Here is a 14,597-nt window from a genome sequence, read left to right as displayed (position 1 = left end):
GAGGGTCCTAAAGGGCCGTTGGAGACTACAACGTTGATAGGCAGGGTGTGTAAGTGCTGTAAGGCATTGAGCTAACCTGTACTAATGACCCGTGAGGCTTAACCATACAACACCTAAGCGGTGTTGGCTAAAGATATTAGAAGTACAAAGCAACAAGAATGCTTGTGAACAACAAACCGATTTGCTAAAGAACGACCTATCGCTTTCCAGATTACGATTTATGCTTGGCGGCAATAGCGCTGTGGAACCACCTGAATCCATGCCGAACTCAGAAGTGAAACGCAGCAGCGCCGATGGTAGTGTGGGGTTTCCCCATGTGAGAGTAGGACACCGCCAAGCGCCAATTAGGCTCATTATGAGCAGTAGAAAGCCCGATTCGAAAGAGTCGGGCTTTTTTACGTCTGCAGAAAAATAATTCCCATCGTACAAGACACAAAAAAACCACTCGAAAGTGGTTTGATAAAGGGCTTTGTTGATTCATTTCGAGCATCTAAGCTGTAATTTGTTTGGGAGTTGTTTGAAAATGTCGTTTAAACTCTCGACTAAATTGAGAGGGACTGCTGTAACCGACTAATTGAGCAGCATCATTGACCCTTTTACCTTCTAATGTGATCAGCTCTTTTGCTTTATTAAGACGAACTTTCTTTAAATATTGCAACGGTGATTCTAGTGTTACCTGTCGAAAAGCGCGATGAAATGCCGATATGCTCATACTCGCGCTGGCAGCTAAGTTGTCAACAGTAAGCGGTTGGGCATAGTCTTGATGTACTAAGGTTAGCGCTTTAGCTACGCGCGCATAATGGCCATCTTGTTGCGCTAGGTTAAATAAAACTTTTCCTCTTGGCCCTGTCAAAATTCTAAAAATCAGTTCAGTGACAAGATGCTCACCTAAAATTTCGGCTTCGGCATGGTTTAGTAATGCTTGCAGTAGCCTTTCACAAGTCTGCTGCATCGCTTGATCCATTCGTTCTGCGACCAGTCCACACTCAGGAGCGACCGAAGCGGTTGTGTTAGCGTGATGCTTTTCTAGTTGGTTAACCAGTTGCAATAATGTATGTGGATCTACGTCAATGGCGATGCCATAAATAGGCAGGTTATCTCGGCTAAAAGCTTCACATTCTAGCGGCAAAGGCACACCTAGCACCAAGTAATCACCTGGCCCGTAACTGAACGCCCGCTCATTTAAATGCACCCTTTTGTCACCGTGCCCCATAATGATAATGCCAGATTGATACAACAAAGGTTGGCGCTGGCTACTCTGGCCAGTACGATAAAACTTAACGCTTTTTATCGCAGTATCAACAACGCCGTCCAGTTGCTCTAAGTTGTGCTGTATTGCATAAGACAGCATCAATTGACCTAAGGGGTGCATGTTCTACCCTCTTCCTGATAGCGGTAAATAAAGTCCAACATATCTCTTTTGGTAGGAATAGGCAATAAATCGCGCAGAATATGCCTATTTTAAAGCGGCTTTAGCGACTAATATACATGCTTAGGTTGTACAAACCACTTAGAAACCCATAACTGCAAGATACTGCGAGGGCATCGAATGAAATTTTCTTATGTGAATCCAACACAGATCCATTTTGGTCAAGGGCAAATAGCCAGCATTAGTCATGCTATCCCGAGTGATAAAAAGGTACTGTTTTTGTACGGTGGCGGCTCGATTAAACACAACGGTGTTTATGACCAAGTAGTTGATAGTCTGAAACAACATCAGTTTGTAGAGTTTGCCGGTGTTGAAGCCAACCCAACGGCTGAAACGTTAGATCGCGCGGTTGAACTGGTGAAAGAACAACAGCTTGATTACATCCTCGCGGTGGGCGGTGGCTCGGTGATTGATGGTGCTAAATATGTAGCGGCAGCCTCGGTATATGATGGCGAAGGTTGGGACATTTTGATCGGCAAGCACCAAGTGACCGATGCTTTACCTATAGGTGCGATCTTAACTTTACCTGCCACAGGCTCTGAATCGAACATGGGCGCAGTTATTACCCGTGCGGCGACTCAAGATAAATTGGCTTTTATGGCGCCAGCAGTACAGCCTAAGTTTGCGGTGATGGATCCTGACGTAATGAAAACCTTACCAGAGCGTCAGTTGGTTAATGGTATTGTTGACGCTTGGGTGCATACTTGTGAGCAATACTTAACCATGCCCGTTGGCGCATTAGTGCAAGATGGTTATGCGCAAGCACTACTAAGCAGCCTAAAAACACTCGGTGAGCAATATGATCAACGAGATAACGATCAATGGCGAGCTAACTTAATGTGGAGCGCTAACCAAGCGCTAAATGGCTTAATTGGGTCAGGTGTGCCACAAGATTGGGCGACACATATGATCGGCCATGAGCTTACCGCTTTATACGGCGTTGATCATGCCCGCTCATTGGCGATAGTACAGCCGTGGCTGCTCCGCAATCAGATTGAAGCAAAGCGCGCAAAATTAGAGCAAATGGGCCAAGCGGTATTTAATCTGGACCCCAGTGAAGATTTAGCTGAGCGTACAATCGATGCCATAGAGCACTTTTACCAAGGTTTAGGCGTTGCCACTCAGCTAGTTGAATATGGTAGCGATAAAGAGGCTGCAATTAATACTATTATTGCCCAGCTAGAGCAGCATGGCATGGTAGCACTTGGTGAGCATCAAGCCATAACACTTGAACACAGCCGCGAAATTTTAACTGCCGCACTTAAATAACCCAGTCATACGGACAAAATTAATCGTTTTGTCCGTATTTATCATTAATTTAGCTATTGATAGCTTTTAAAATAAATAATTTAGTCATTTAAATCTAAAACTGAGACTAAATTAGACCTAGCCAACATTTTTTTTCCAATCCATCAGGCAAAATTTACCGTATGACTGTTTATTGTTTGAACAGTTTGTTCTCTGCAAGGATGTGGAGACAGGCCCGAGTAATTGTAATGACTACTTTTTATTTCAATTGCTTATCCATAAAGGAGTAGAATGTATGATTTTTTATTTTGCCATTTTTGCTTTGCTTAGTGTTACATTTGCATTGCTATACAAACAGCGTCGAGCGGATGTTCGTTTAGTTAAAAAACTGATTAATAGTCAGACTTTTTATTTAAATAATAGCCCTATTGTCGGTGATAATCTTTCGTTGGTATCTGTTATTCGCAGTACGCCTAAGCAGAAAGTTGGGTTGGAAACACACTTCACTATTTATTGTTTCGATAAAGAAGAGCAAAAGCCGCTTTGCGTGACGTTAGAATTAGTTCACAACAAACTTAAAAGAGCAGAAATCCGTCAGTCGAAAGGGCTGCAACTACAAAATGTAATGGATAACTTAGTGCTTGATTGATTTGACAGGATTAATCAGTATTAATTGACTAGGCTGCCATTTGGTAGCCTTTTTTATACCAACCGTTAAGATTGAATTGCAGTTTAACTGCGTTATTTTTTGCTGAAAACCCGCTGCTATTAGCACTTTTTTGCCAAACAGGTCGAAGATAAACGGGTCTTTGTTTGTTACACTGCGTTTTCTTGATACAAGGATTGTAGCGGGAACAAGTTACTTAGCTGGCTTAGGCCAATTAATCATATCGCATTATCATGGAAGTTTTGGGCTATGAGTCTGATTTTTTTAGCAATGACCTTGCTAATTCTCTGCACGAATTTGGCTGCAGTTGGCGTTGTTGGACAGCGTTACTTAGGTAATTATGCGGTCAGTAAATTCGCAAGCACCTTATTATTTTGTCTGATTTTATTCTTTATTGAGCACTACATTGGCTTGGGTCAGTTGCATTGGCTATGGCCCCTTACCACCCTCACCTCGGTTTGGTTGCTATATCAGCAACGGCAACGTTTTTTTCAAATACTGTGGAAACACGAAGTTGTTTTTGTTCTTGGCTTGTTATATGGCTTGCTCTGGAAAATGGCTTTTCCTGACATTGATGGTGGCTCTGAAGCGCTCACCGACTTATCCTTTGTCAGTAATTATTATAGTGGCGCTCAGCTTCCTCCTCCTGATAATTGGCTTCCGGGTTACACTTTCAATTTCTACTATGGTTTTCAACATTACGCAGCTGCTTTATTGGGCCGAGTGCTTAACCTAAGTGTTGGGCATACTTATAATTTAGCCAGCGCTGTAATGATGGCGTTTATGTTTAGCTTAGTGTGGTCGATTGTCAGCACTTGGTGTCGTAATAAATACTTAAAGATAGTGCTGTTGTTGGCGGTTGTGGCGGGCGGTACGGGAGTCTCCCCGTTTGTTTCTTATCTCTATGACTATCCAGAGAATCAACCAACCTATACGGCGCAAAGTAAGCTTTGGGCGAGCGTACGTTATATCGGTATGTACGATGCTAGGATGAATACTGAGTTTGCTAAAGAAACGCTAGGAGTTGCACCTGATACCAATTTGGAGTTGCCACTTGAAACCATCGGTTATCTGACCTTTCAAGGTGATTATCACCCACCTTTAGGTAGTTTTGCTTTATTGCTGCTAGCCCTTGCCTGTATTTTCCAATTAGAGCGTATTAATACTCGTTTATTTCAGCAACGCATACTAACCGCTATTTTAGTGGCAACAGGGCCGTTAATGTTGATCACTAATACTTGGGTGGTGCCATTACAAGCGTTATTGGTATTTGGTTGGCTGATATATCGTCAGGTTAGTGGCCGTTCACTTTGTTATAAATCTGTCTTGATTGGCGGTCTGGTTCCGCTGATCTTGTCTTATCCTTTTTTATTTGAATTCACCAGCCAAGCGTTAAGCACGCCGATAAAGTGGGTTGGTGAAGGCCAACACGTTGACTTTAAGCAATGGCTTTTGGTGCTGTGGCCACTGCTTTGCCTATGGTGCTTAGCTGCATTTATGGTACGAAAATTTCCAATTGTTGCCTTTATCATGGTGATGAGTGGACTGTTTTTAGGCTTAGCAGAGTTAGTTATTATTGATGATCCCATGGGCGGTGTCTGGGAGCGTTTTAACACTAGCTTAAAATGGTGGTCATGGACGCAGGTATTCATGCTAGTCGCTCTAGGCAGTATATTATTTGCTAAACCGAGCAAGTGGTTGCGTTGGGTTAGCTTAGTGCCAATATTAGCGTTAGGTAGCTATAGCATTACCATGATTGAGTATTTTGACGCTGCAGACAAGTCATCGTTTGGTAAGCTCAATGGTCATCATTGGCTAACTAAGTTGCCCGAAAATAGACAAATGCTGCAATACCTAAAAGATGCACCCGATGGCGTGGTGTTAGAAGGGCTAGATCGTATGGCTTACACCCCTGCATCGGCGATGGCATTGTTTGCCGATAAACCTTCATTTACCGGTTGGCCGTCACACCAAAAACAATGGCGCAGTAACTCTGACTTTATTTATCAACGCGGACGTGATGCGCAGTTGCTGTTTGAAGGGAAATTAGACAACAGCTTAGATTGGTTAGCAAAGCATAAAATTGAATATATTGTTTATCGACAATCAGATTTTGATCGAAACAAACAAGGTTGGCTGTTGATCCAGCAGCAGATTGCCCGCGATTATGTTTGGCTGCCGTTTAAAGAATATGGCGATTTAAGACTGGGTATTTGGCAGCGTAAAGAACAAGGAAGTCATTAACCATGCATTATATTTATCTCACCCTCACGCTGGGGATTATTTGGCTTAATCTAGCGGGCTTAACCTTGTTTTGCCGTCGTTGGCTACCTAACTTTGCCTTAGCGCGTGCCTTAGGCATTTTACTGTTTGCCCTAGTTTTCTTCTTTGTTGAACACTTTGTTGGTTTAGGCTCCCTGAATTGGCTTTGGCCGATTACCTCGTTAGCTAGTGCTTACTTGGTGCATCAGCAAAAGGATCAACTTAAAGTGAGTGGTTTTTGGAGTGCTGAGCTGGTATTTGGCTTGGCATTTTTATATGCCTTTATTTGGCGCTTTTCGTTACCGGCCATCAATGTCAGCTCAGAGCGCATTACCGATCTCTATTTTATAAGCAACTACATGGGCGGCGACACGCTGCCCCCTGATGATAATTGGTACTCACCTCATAAATTTGATTTCTACTACGCATTCCAGCATTACCTAGGTGCGCTCATTGGGCGTATTTTCAGCCTAGATATAGGTACGACATACAATTTATCTTTCTGTATTTTAATGGCTTTACCGGTCACGTTAGCGTGGCACTTAGCCGGTCATTTTGTGAAGTCTTCTTGGCTTAAATTGCTATTAGTCGCCACCTTGGCTTTTGGTGGCACCGGCTTATCACCTTTACTGCACTTAGTTTATAAACAGCCTGCCGAGCCACAAATTCTGCAACAAGGATTTGTTGAAACAGCCAGTGAGCGCGATATTACTAATGCGGAAAATAGCTATCGTCATCAGTTCTCTAATCATGCTTTTATGAATTTAGTACGGGGTGCTCGTTTTACCGGTTCTCATGATGAAAAGGCCCATGAGGGCGGTGATAAAACCAATGCTGAAATGGCGGACATTTTCTTTCCAATCGACAAGCCAAATGAGCAATTTGAGCTACGTGTGTTACCACTAGAAAACTTTGGCTATCAGTATTTTGTTGGTGATTATCATCCTCCGATAGGCGGCTTTTTAATACTGTTAATTACACTAGTATTGATCATGACTATTCAAGCACAGCAAGCGGTGCGATTGTGCACCGCGATGTTAGGCGCCACGGTGCCATTGATGTTGATCACCAATACTTGGGTTTTTCCGTTGCAAGGTTTGTTACTTTGCGGCTGGTTAGCGTTAACTTACTGGCAAAAGCAAAAGCCAGATTGGGCGGCTCTTATCGGGGGCGGCTTATTTGCCGGAGTATTGGTGTATCCATTCTTAATTGGCTTTACCAGTGGGGGCGTATCCACGCCAGTGAAGCTAGTAACAGGTAATGATCATACGCCTTGGGCAAGATTTGTTGGTATGCAGTGGCCGGTTTTATCCTTGATGTTGTTGGCATTATTTGATCGCAAATGGCGCCAGTTGACGGTGGTGTTCTTACTAACCTTTGGTTTGTTATTGCTGATCAGTGAAATGATTTATATCGATGATCCGACCGGCGGTAAGTTTATCCGCACTAATACCGTGATGAAATGGTGGGGCTGGATATATGTTGGCGCATTGGTTTTGTTTGGTGCTATCTGCTTAGGCGCAGAAAAGTTATGGATCAAATTGCCGGCCATCATAGTGTTGCTGCTAACCGCTACTGCGGGGATCGACGTGGTGAATTACTTAACCCATGCCAACAAAGCGCACATGGGTAAGTTGCAAGGGCACGAGTGGTTTACAGGTAATCCTGAAAACCGCGATATGTTTAACTTTTTAAAGCAAGCCCCACGTGGTGTCGTGTTAGAAAATGTGCCTGACAATGCTTATATGCACTCCAGTGTTTACGCTATTTTTAACGATAAGCCAGTGCTGATGGGTTGGCCCTCCCACTTACGTACTTGGCACGGTGAAGTGCCACAAGTGTGGAAAATGACCGAGAAAATACGCAGCTTCTATGCTGGTACCTTGGGGGGGAGTCGTGATTGGCTGCAAGCGCATCGGGTTGAGTATGTGGTATTTGATGCTGGCCAGCAGCAAAACTGGCATGCTATAAACGAACAAATAAAAAGCCATTATGATTGGTTTGGCTTTAATCGCAACGGTCAGCCGCCAAAAGGGATTTGGATGCGCCGTCAACAATAAGCCAATGCCTAAATAACACCATCTCATGGAAGAGAGTCATTTAAAAAGGGGAATGTATGGTCATTAATCCAGAGCTTAGCGTCGTAGTATGCGTGCTGAACGAAGAAGAAAGTATCGATCTATTTTTAGATACGCTGACACCAATCTTAGAGCAGGCGGTATCGTCTTATGAGATATTGTTTGTTAACGATGGCAGCACAGATAAAACCTTTGAGATCCTGCATCAAAAAGCCATTGCTCCAGATAGCCACGTGCGCTTAATTAACCTATCGCGTAACTTTGGTAAAGATGTGGCATTAACTGCAGGGTTAGACAATGTTAAAGGCCAAGCGGTGATCCCGATGGATGTGGATTTACAAGATCCACCTGAATTAATTACTGAAATGGTCGAGAAATGGCGCCAAGGTGCTAACTCTGTGGTGGCGGTACGCAGCGATCGCCGTGAAGACAACTTTATTAAGCGTAAAACCGCTATGGCGTTTTATCGCTTAATTGGCCGTATCAGTAAAGTGGATATCCCGCAAAACGCCGGTGACTTTCGTTTGATAGATCAAAAGGTGTTAGAGGTAGTGCGTAAAATGCCTGAAAAGGCGCGTTTTATGAAAGGCTTGTTTGCGTTCCCCGGTTTTAAAACTGAATACGTTTACTTCCATCGACCACAGCGTGTTGCGGGCGAAACGAAATGGAATTACTGGAAGTTGTGGAACTTTGCTCTAGACGGTATTTTAGGCTTCTCTACAGCCCCTCTTCGGATCTGGAGCTATCTTGGTGCCGGTGTCGCCGTTATCGCGTTTCTTTATATGGCATTTACTATTTTCAAAACCTTAGTGCTAGGTGTTGAAGTGCCTGGTTATGCTTCTTTAATTTCCTTAATTTTATTCTTCAGCGCGATAAACCTGATTGGTATTGGGATATTAGGTGAATATATTGGACGAATCTTTGAAGAAGTGAAAAGTCGGCCACTTTATGTAATTGAGGGAATCTATGACAGTCATGATCAGCAAGCTGAAGCATCAGATAAATGTGCATAATATTAATCTAGGTCAGCTGGTTTCCTTCGCTGTTGTTGGGGTGGGCGCGACGCTCACCCATGCCCTAGCATTCCATGTTTTGTATGCTTGGGTCGATGTTACGCAATTGCCGGCGAATATTATTGGTTTTCTAGTCGCTTTTTGCGTGTCTTATTTGGGGCAATTTAAGTGGACCTTTAAAACCGAAGCACAAGCGGCAACCTGCCAGAAAAAAGCCTTTATGCGCTTTGCTAAAACGGCGGCTATCGGCCTGTTACTTAATTTAGCCTGGGCTGGGATTACCATCGACTGGCTGGGTTTGCATCATTATGTTTATTTAGCGTTATTGATGTTTGTTACTCCAGTAGTGATATTTTTACTGAATAAATTTTGGGTATTTAAATAATGGTAACCTCAACCGAAGTTGCTACCGCCTTTCAATGTATGCCTAGCGCGGTGGATCTAATTTTTCAGTATTGTTAACTCTAAACCAACCTGCGATGCTGTAGCGATCGCGCATCGCGGGTAGTACCTCATGAGGAAATTCCTCACTCAAAAATATCACCATGGTGCCAAATGTAGGCATTACTTTCGCTAACTGCGCATTTTGATTGTCGGGATCATGTTCAGGGTAGAGCACTAACTCGCCACCATCTTCCGTAGTCCAGCTTGGATTCAAGTAGAAAACCGTCGTTAATACTCGGTTGGCTTCACCGCGAAACGCATCCATGTGTTTTTTATAGAAAGCGCCGGGGCGGTAATGCGCGAAATGGCTTTCATAAGAAAATAAGCCAAGAAACAGACGTCGATTTAAAAAGTGTTGTAGGCGATAGTTCCAATCTAACCAAGCTTGTTCGGCGGGGGTTTTACCATCAATCCAGTGTATTTCATCGCGACGCACGAAATTGTTTTGCATATGATCTTTTTGTCTACCAATACCAGCAGCACTAAAGGCTTTATCTGGCATTTGGCAAGCCTGCAAAAATAGCGCTTGAGTTAACTCCGGCTCAGAAATTAAGGCGTCAGGAATAATGCAGTAACCTTGTCTGGTTAATGCCTGAGCTATTGCTTCAAAGTGGGTGGGAGTACCATCAGAAGGGGGCAGTTGTTTAATTAACGCTGACATGAGCTCAATCCGAATAAGTGGGCTGACTATTTACAATAGAAAGAGCTTGAGAGTAAAACGAAATAATTTTGTTGTGGCGGTGAAACGCAGGGCAAGATAAGCAAACCTAAGTTTGCCTATCGCTTGGGATGACTACTTTGCAACCAAGGCGATTGCTTGGAATGTGATGCCATCCCAGCCGTACTTAATAAAGTTGCGAATATTCGCGTGATCAGTACCTTCAGGGTGTTGTAGTACGTCTTCGCGATAAAAACGGCCAAACAAGGCTAAGGTTTGCGCTTGATCGAGTTGGTTAAGTTGGGCGAAAGCGAATAAACGGCATGAGCCTTCATTGGTGCCCGCCGCGTTGATGACGAGTTCATTGCCGGCACCATTACTAAACTCAGTGGCGGTGTAGTCATAATTAGCTTCAATGACCGCCATCACATCATTAAATTCAATGCTATTTGGTTGGGTTTGTAATTGTGAAATTAGCTCAGCTATGCTCATTGCCTATCCTTGTGCTTAGATTAAGGTAAGGCTGTGATAGAAAGTTATCACTAGCCATAAAGTAAGCGCATTATTTTAAGTGATGAGGTTGGATAACGCCAACCCTAGAGAGGAAAAAGGAGCGCGTATGTGGAAGGTTTGCCTAATGGTGTTGAGCGTTTATTTATGTTTAACCGCCGCTGAGGCTGAAGAGCAAGTGTTGTCGCCGCCGTTCACTGTAGATGGCGTTGACCCATATTCAGAGGACTTGTTCTTGTATTTATCCGATTCGAATAAAATACACTTAGCAATATCGGTAGAGGGGGACGCGCAAACATTACTACTTAATGATCAGCCACCAACACCCAAGCAACTGCAGGTCTTAAAGAAAGCTTTGACTGACTTGCAGGTCCAAGGGCCCATTGACCCACAAGTCAGTCAAGCTGTTAACTACATCATTAAATTATTGAATCAGTGATTTCCATTTATTACGCAGTCTAATCTTAGGTTATTGGTAAAAGCCATGGTGTTTAATGTGAACGACTGAGGCTTTTTTTTGGCTTAATTCTAATAGCTGGGAAGCACATTGAAATATGGCTATTGGTAAGAAAATCCCTAACTGGAAAGCAAACAATGTGTGCTGATGTAGCGCAAACAAGGTAATCAGCATAGTTGGAATCAGAATACCGAGTGCAATTATCTCTCTCATCGTAGGTCTCCCCTATTTTGTAACAATAAAGCCAATAATAGAGTAATAAGTCAAAAGTGCTAGTTAATTTATCAAGTTTTTATGAATTATGGTTAACTAGTTAATTCCTAAATTTCTCGTGTGGCTAATAGATTGTTTAATTGAGCATTTAGTCGTTGGTGGTTGTTGCTAGTTTCTAATAAATGTCACGCCTTGTTTATATTCCCTGTCTAAACTTAGAATCAAATGAGGAATATTTTCTCTCCGTATTGTTGTTACGCAGCAGGGGGGCAAGGAGGTTCAATGTTATATCAAAGTGATGCACTTAGTGTGATACAGCACGAGCATGGAATAGCTGAAATTCGTTTCGACAGTGCGGGTTCAGTGAACAAATTTGACCAATGCACCTTAGTCTCTTTCGATCAAGCGTTGCAATGTTTACAAGGTATGAGTGAGTTGTCGGGGGTGATTGTTAGCCATAATAAGGCTGACTTTATGGTGGGCGCTGATATTACCGAGTTTTTGCCTAAGTTTGCGTTGCCTGATAATGAGTTAAGTGAATGGTTGATTAAAGCCAATGACATCTTTAATCGATTAGAAGATCTTAATGTGCCTACCATCACTGCCATGCGTGGTTTTGCCCTGGGTGGCGGTTGTGAATGTGCGCTGGCCAGTGATTATCGGATTGCGACGTCTTCTTTAGTGATTGGCTTGCCCGAAGTAAAACTGGGCATTATGCCCGGATTTGGCGGTTCGGTGCGATTACCGCGCTTGATAGGCGCTGATAATGCTCTGCTCTGGATCACTACGGGTAAGCAGTTTCACGCCCAAGCGGCACTGGCGGTGGGCGTGCTTGATGCGGTGGTTGACCATGAACACCTGCAGCATGCCGCTTTAGACATGTTGCGTGCAGCGATTGCTGGCAAGCTAGATTGGCAAGCACGACGTCAGCAAAAAAAATCACCATTAACCTTAAGTGCTGTTGAGGCGGGTATGTGTTTTGCTACCGCCAATGCTATGGTCGCAGCCAAAGCCGGTCATCATTATCCTGCACCGATTACTGCGGTGAAAGCTATCGAAAAGGCAGCTGGGTTAGCGCGTGATGAAGCTTTGATGGTTGAAAATAAGCACTTCGTCAAACTGGCTAAAACCAATGTCGCCCGTTCGCTGGTGGGCATTTTTCTTAATGATCAAAACCTTAAGCAACAAGCTAAAAAAATAGCTAAACAAGGCAAAGATGTTCAGCATTTAGCCGTGCTAGGTGCAGGTATCATGGGCGGAGGGATCGCTTATCAAGGTGCGAGCAATCAGTTAACAACCGTGATGAAAGACATCAACCCTGGGGCGCTTAAGTTAGGCATGCGAGAAGCCAATAAGTTACTTAATAAGCAACTTGAACGGGGCCGAATTGATGGCCAAACCTTAGGTGAAACCCTCATTAATATCATACCGAGTTTACATTACGGCTCTCTCTCTAATGCCGATGTGGTGATAGAAGCCGTTGTCGAACACCCCAAAGTAAAAGCGCAAGTGTTGGCAGAAACAGAGCAGCATGTTAGTCAAGATTGCGTGTTAGCCAGTAATACCTCCACAATTCCTATTTCCTTATTATCAAGAAGCTTAACCAACCCCGAGCGTTTTTGTGGTATGCATTTCTTTAACCCTGTTCACCGCATGCCGCTGGTAGAAGTGATCCGTGGCGATCAAACATCAGAAGAAACCATTAATACCGTGGTGGCATTGGCTAGCAAAATGGGTAAATCAGCCGTTGTTGTGAACGACTGCCCCGGCTTTTTTGTTAACCGAGTGCTCTTCCCTTACTTTTTTGGCTTTACCTATTTAATTGCTAAAGGTGTGGATTTTGCCCAAATCGATAAGGTCATGGAAGGCCAGTTTGGCTGGCCGATGGGGCCGGCCTATCTGCTTGATGTGGTTGGTATTGACACCGCTCATCATGCCGGTGAAGTGATGGCGCAAGGTTATCCTACGCGGATGGCTAAACAACAAACGGATTGTATTGATATATTTTATCAAGCTCAGCGTTTTGGCCAGAAAAATGGCGAAGGCTTTTATCATTATGGCCGCGACAAAAATGGCTTGTTTGTTAAAGAAATCGCTTCGTCGGCATATGATTTACTCGCTCAACATTACCCTGTTGATGCCGTCATCGAGGATGAAGAAATCATCGATTACCTTATGATCCCAATGGTTAACGAAGTACTGCACTGTTTAGATGAAGGTATTATTGATTGTCCTGCACAAGCGGATATCGCACTGGTTTATGGCTTAGGTTTTCCACCTTTTCGTGGTGGCGCTATTGCCTGGTTGCAACATCTCGGCTTAGTTGAATTTATTGCTAAAGCCGATGCCCTTAGTCATTTAGGGAGTTTATATCAGGTCCCTGAATCCCTTAGACAAAAAGCCATTGCTGGCGAAATTTACTATTAAAGGAGCGAAGCTATGGCTGAATTAAATTCAGTGGTCGTGGTTGATGCGATCCGCACGCCAATGGGGCGCAGTAAAGGGGGAATTTATCGTCATGTTCGCGCAGAGGACTTAAGTGCCCATTTAATGCAACAGCTACTGCGACGTAATGATGCGTTAATGGCTGATGACGTCGAAGATATCTATTGGGGCTGTGTCCAGCAGACGTTAGAGCAAGGCTTTAATATTGCCCGCAATGCCGCATTGCTGGCTGGGTTGCCAGTTAATATTGGTGCGGTGACGGTGAATCGGCTGTGCGGCTCGTCAATGCAAGCGCTGCACGATGCCACGCGTGCCATTATGTGTGGTGACGGCGAGGTGATGCTGGTGGGCGGCGTAGAGCACATGGGGCATTTGCCCATGACGCATGGCGTCGACTTTCATCCCGGTATTGCTAAATATTCGGCTAAAGCGGCGGGTATGATGGGACTGACCGCTGAACTGCTGGCGCGTAAATTTTCAATCTCACGGCAGCAACAAGACGAATTTGCTGTCCGATCACATCAACAAGCTTATGCTGCTAGTCAAGCTGGCCTGTTTGCGAATGAAGTGGTCAGCACCTTGGGGCATGATCAACATGGTTGCTTAAGTGCCATCGAGTTTGATGAAGTAATAAGAAGTGAAACCAATCTTGAGCAGCTAGCACAGCTGCGTCCAGTGTTTGACCCCGTCCATGGCTCGATTACAGCCGCAACTTCTTCTGCTTTATCCGATGGCGCAGCTGCCCTGTTGTTAATGAGTGAGGCTAAAGCCAAGCGACTTGGATTACCGATAAAGGCAAAAGTGCGCAGCATGGCTATTTCTGGCTGTGAGCCTTCGGTGATGGGCTTAGGGCCTGTTGAGGCATCACACAAAGCGCTGCAGCGAGCGCAGTTAAGTTTAGCTGACATGCAGGTGATCGAGCTCAATGAGGCATTTGCTGCGCAGTCGTTAGCGGTGTTGCAAGCGTTGCAACTGGATGACTGGCAAAGCAAGGTCAATTTGAACGGTGGTGCGATTGCCTTAGGGCACCCATTAGGCTGTTCTGGTGCGCGTATTTGCACCACCTTACTTAATGTAATGCAAAGCCAAGATGCCCAATTTGGTTTAGCCACCATGTGTATCGGTTTAGGGCAAGGCATCGCAACGGTGTTTGAGCGAGTTAAAAACTAACTC

At 44.2% G+C, this 14,597-nt stretch carries 13 protein-coding genes and 2 rRNA genes; 11 read left to right on the top strand and 4 right to left on the bottom strand.

Annotated elements, in window-relative coordinates:
- Together K6Y31_RS15505 and rrf are read left to right on the top strand one after the other, a co-directional pair.
- Nucleotides 1-106 (top strand): 23S ribosomal RNA (locus tag K6Y31_RS15505); the annotation flags it as partial.
- 117 nt (nt 107-223) lie between these two features.
- Nucleotides 224-339 (top strand): 5S ribosomal RNA (gene rrf / locus K6Y31_RS15500).
- 151 nt (nt 340-490) lie between these two features.
- Here rrf and K6Y31_RS15495 read toward each other — a convergent pair.
- Nucleotides 491-1,372: an AraC family transcriptional regulator gene (locus tag K6Y31_RS15495; RefSeq protein WP_233053861.1), complete on the bottom strand. Its 882-nt coding sequence runs from the start codon at nt 1,370-1,372 to the stop codon at nt 491-493.
- Nucleotides 1,373-1,549: 177 nt separating this feature from the next.
- On the opposite strand from K6Y31_RS15495, the gene K6Y31_RS15490 reads away from it, so the two are divergent.
- The 6 genes from K6Y31_RS15490 (at nt 1,550) to K6Y31_RS15465 (ending at nt 9,082) form a co-directional block, all read left to right on the top strand.
- Nucleotides 1,550-2,698, top strand: coding sequence for an iron-containing alcohol dehydrogenase (locus tag K6Y31_RS15490; RefSeq protein ID WP_233053860.1), 1,149 nt, complete (start codon nt 1,550-1,552; stop codon nt 2,696-2,698).
- A gap of 274 nt (nt 2,699-2,972) precedes the next feature.
- Nucleotides 2,973-3,326 carry a hypothetical protein gene (locus K6Y31_RS15485; RefSeq protein ID WP_233053859.1) on the top strand — a complete coding sequence of 118 codons (354 nt, stop codon included), beginning with the start codon at nt 2,973-2,975 and terminating at the stop codon, nt 3,324-3,326.
- Between the two features lie 267 nt (nt 3,327-3,593).
- Nucleotides 3,594-5,588 carry a DUF2298 domain-containing protein gene (locus K6Y31_RS15480; RefSeq protein ID WP_233053858.1) on the top strand — a complete coding sequence of 665 codons (1,995 nt, stop codon included), beginning with the start codon at nt 3,594-3,596 and terminating at the stop codon, nt 5,586-5,588.
- A 2-nt stretch (nt 5,589-5,590) separates the two neighbouring features.
- Nucleotides 5,591-7,666: a DUF2298 domain-containing protein gene (locus tag K6Y31_RS15475; protein WP_233053857.1), complete on the top strand. Its 2,076-nt coding sequence runs from the start codon at nt 5,591-5,593 to the stop codon at nt 7,664-7,666.
- Nucleotides 7,667-7,722: 56 nt separating this feature from the next.
- A complete protein-coding gene (locus tag K6Y31_RS15470) occupies nt 7,723-8,697 on the top strand; it encodes a glycosyltransferase family 2 protein (RefSeq protein WP_233053856.1) in 975 nt (324 codons plus the stop codon).
- Nucleotides 8,690-9,082 (top strand): GtrA family protein, encoded by a 393-nt coding sequence (locus K6Y31_RS15465; protein WP_233053855.1) that lies wholly within the window; start codon nt 8,690-8,692, stop codon nt 9,080-9,082. The genes K6Y31_RS15470 and K6Y31_RS15465 overlap by 8 nt, the downstream gene beginning before the upstream one ends.
- A gap of 42 nt (nt 9,083-9,124) precedes the next feature.
- Here the strand turns inward: K6Y31_RS15465 and K6Y31_RS15460 are convergent, their stop codons facing one another.
- Complete coding sequence (locus K6Y31_RS15460; protein WP_233053854.1) at nt 9,125-9,802, bottom strand: 2OG-Fe(II) oxygenase; 678 nt, start codon at nt 9,800-9,802, stop codon at nt 9,125-9,127.
- Nucleotides 9,803-9,934: 132 nt separating this feature from the next.
- On the bottom strand, nt 9,935-10,291 hold the full coding sequence (locus tag K6Y31_RS15455; RefSeq protein ID WP_233053853.1) for a HopJ type III effector protein: 357 nt from the start codon (nt 10,289-10,291) through the stop codon (nt 9,935-9,937).
- Nucleotides 10,292-10,418: 127 nt separating this feature from the next.
- Here K6Y31_RS15455 and K6Y31_RS15450 point away from each other — a divergent pair, with 127 nt between their 5' ends.
- Nucleotides 10,419-10,748 carry a peptidoglycan recognition protein family protein gene (locus tag K6Y31_RS15450; protein WP_233053852.1) on the top strand — a complete coding sequence of 110 codons (330 nt, stop codon included), beginning with the start codon at nt 10,419-10,421 and terminating at the stop codon, nt 10,746-10,748.
- Nucleotides 10,749-10,778: 30 nt separating this feature from the next.
- Here K6Y31_RS15450 and K6Y31_RS15445 read toward each other — a convergent pair whose 3' ends face one another.
- On the bottom strand, nt 10,779-10,979 hold the full coding sequence (locus tag K6Y31_RS15445) for a hypothetical protein (protein ID WP_233053851.1): 201 nt from the start codon (nt 10,977-10,979) through the stop codon (nt 10,779-10,781).
- Nucleotides 10,980-11,261: 282 nt separating this feature from the next.
- Between K6Y31_RS15445 and fadB the strand changes: the two genes are divergently transcribed.
- Both fadB and fadA read left to right on the top strand, forming a co-directional pair.
- The gene (gene fadB / locus K6Y31_RS15440) at nt 11,262-13,406 is read left to right on the top strand and encodes a fatty acid oxidation complex subunit alpha FadB (protein WP_233053850.1); all 2,145 of its coding nucleotides are present in this window, start codon (nt 11,262-11,264) and stop codon (nt 13,404-13,406) included.
- A 12-nt stretch (nt 13,407-13,418) separates the two neighbouring features.
- Entirely contained in the window at nt 13,419-14,594 is a 1,176-nt protein-coding gene (gene fadA / locus K6Y31_RS15435) for an acetyl-CoA C-acyltransferase FadA (protein WP_233053849.1), read from the top strand.
- The last annotated feature ends 3 nt before the right edge of the window (nt 14,595-14,597 follow it).

The sequence above is a fragment of the Motilimonas cestriensis genome, assembly GCF_021295315.1.
Taxonomy (GTDB): domain Bacteria; phylum Pseudomonadota; class Gammaproteobacteria; order Enterobacterales; family CBDFNC01; genus Motilimonas; species Motilimonas cestriensis.
The sequence above is the reverse complement of the archived record's forward strand: the minus strand, read 5'-3'. Positions and strand labels throughout refer to the sequence as shown.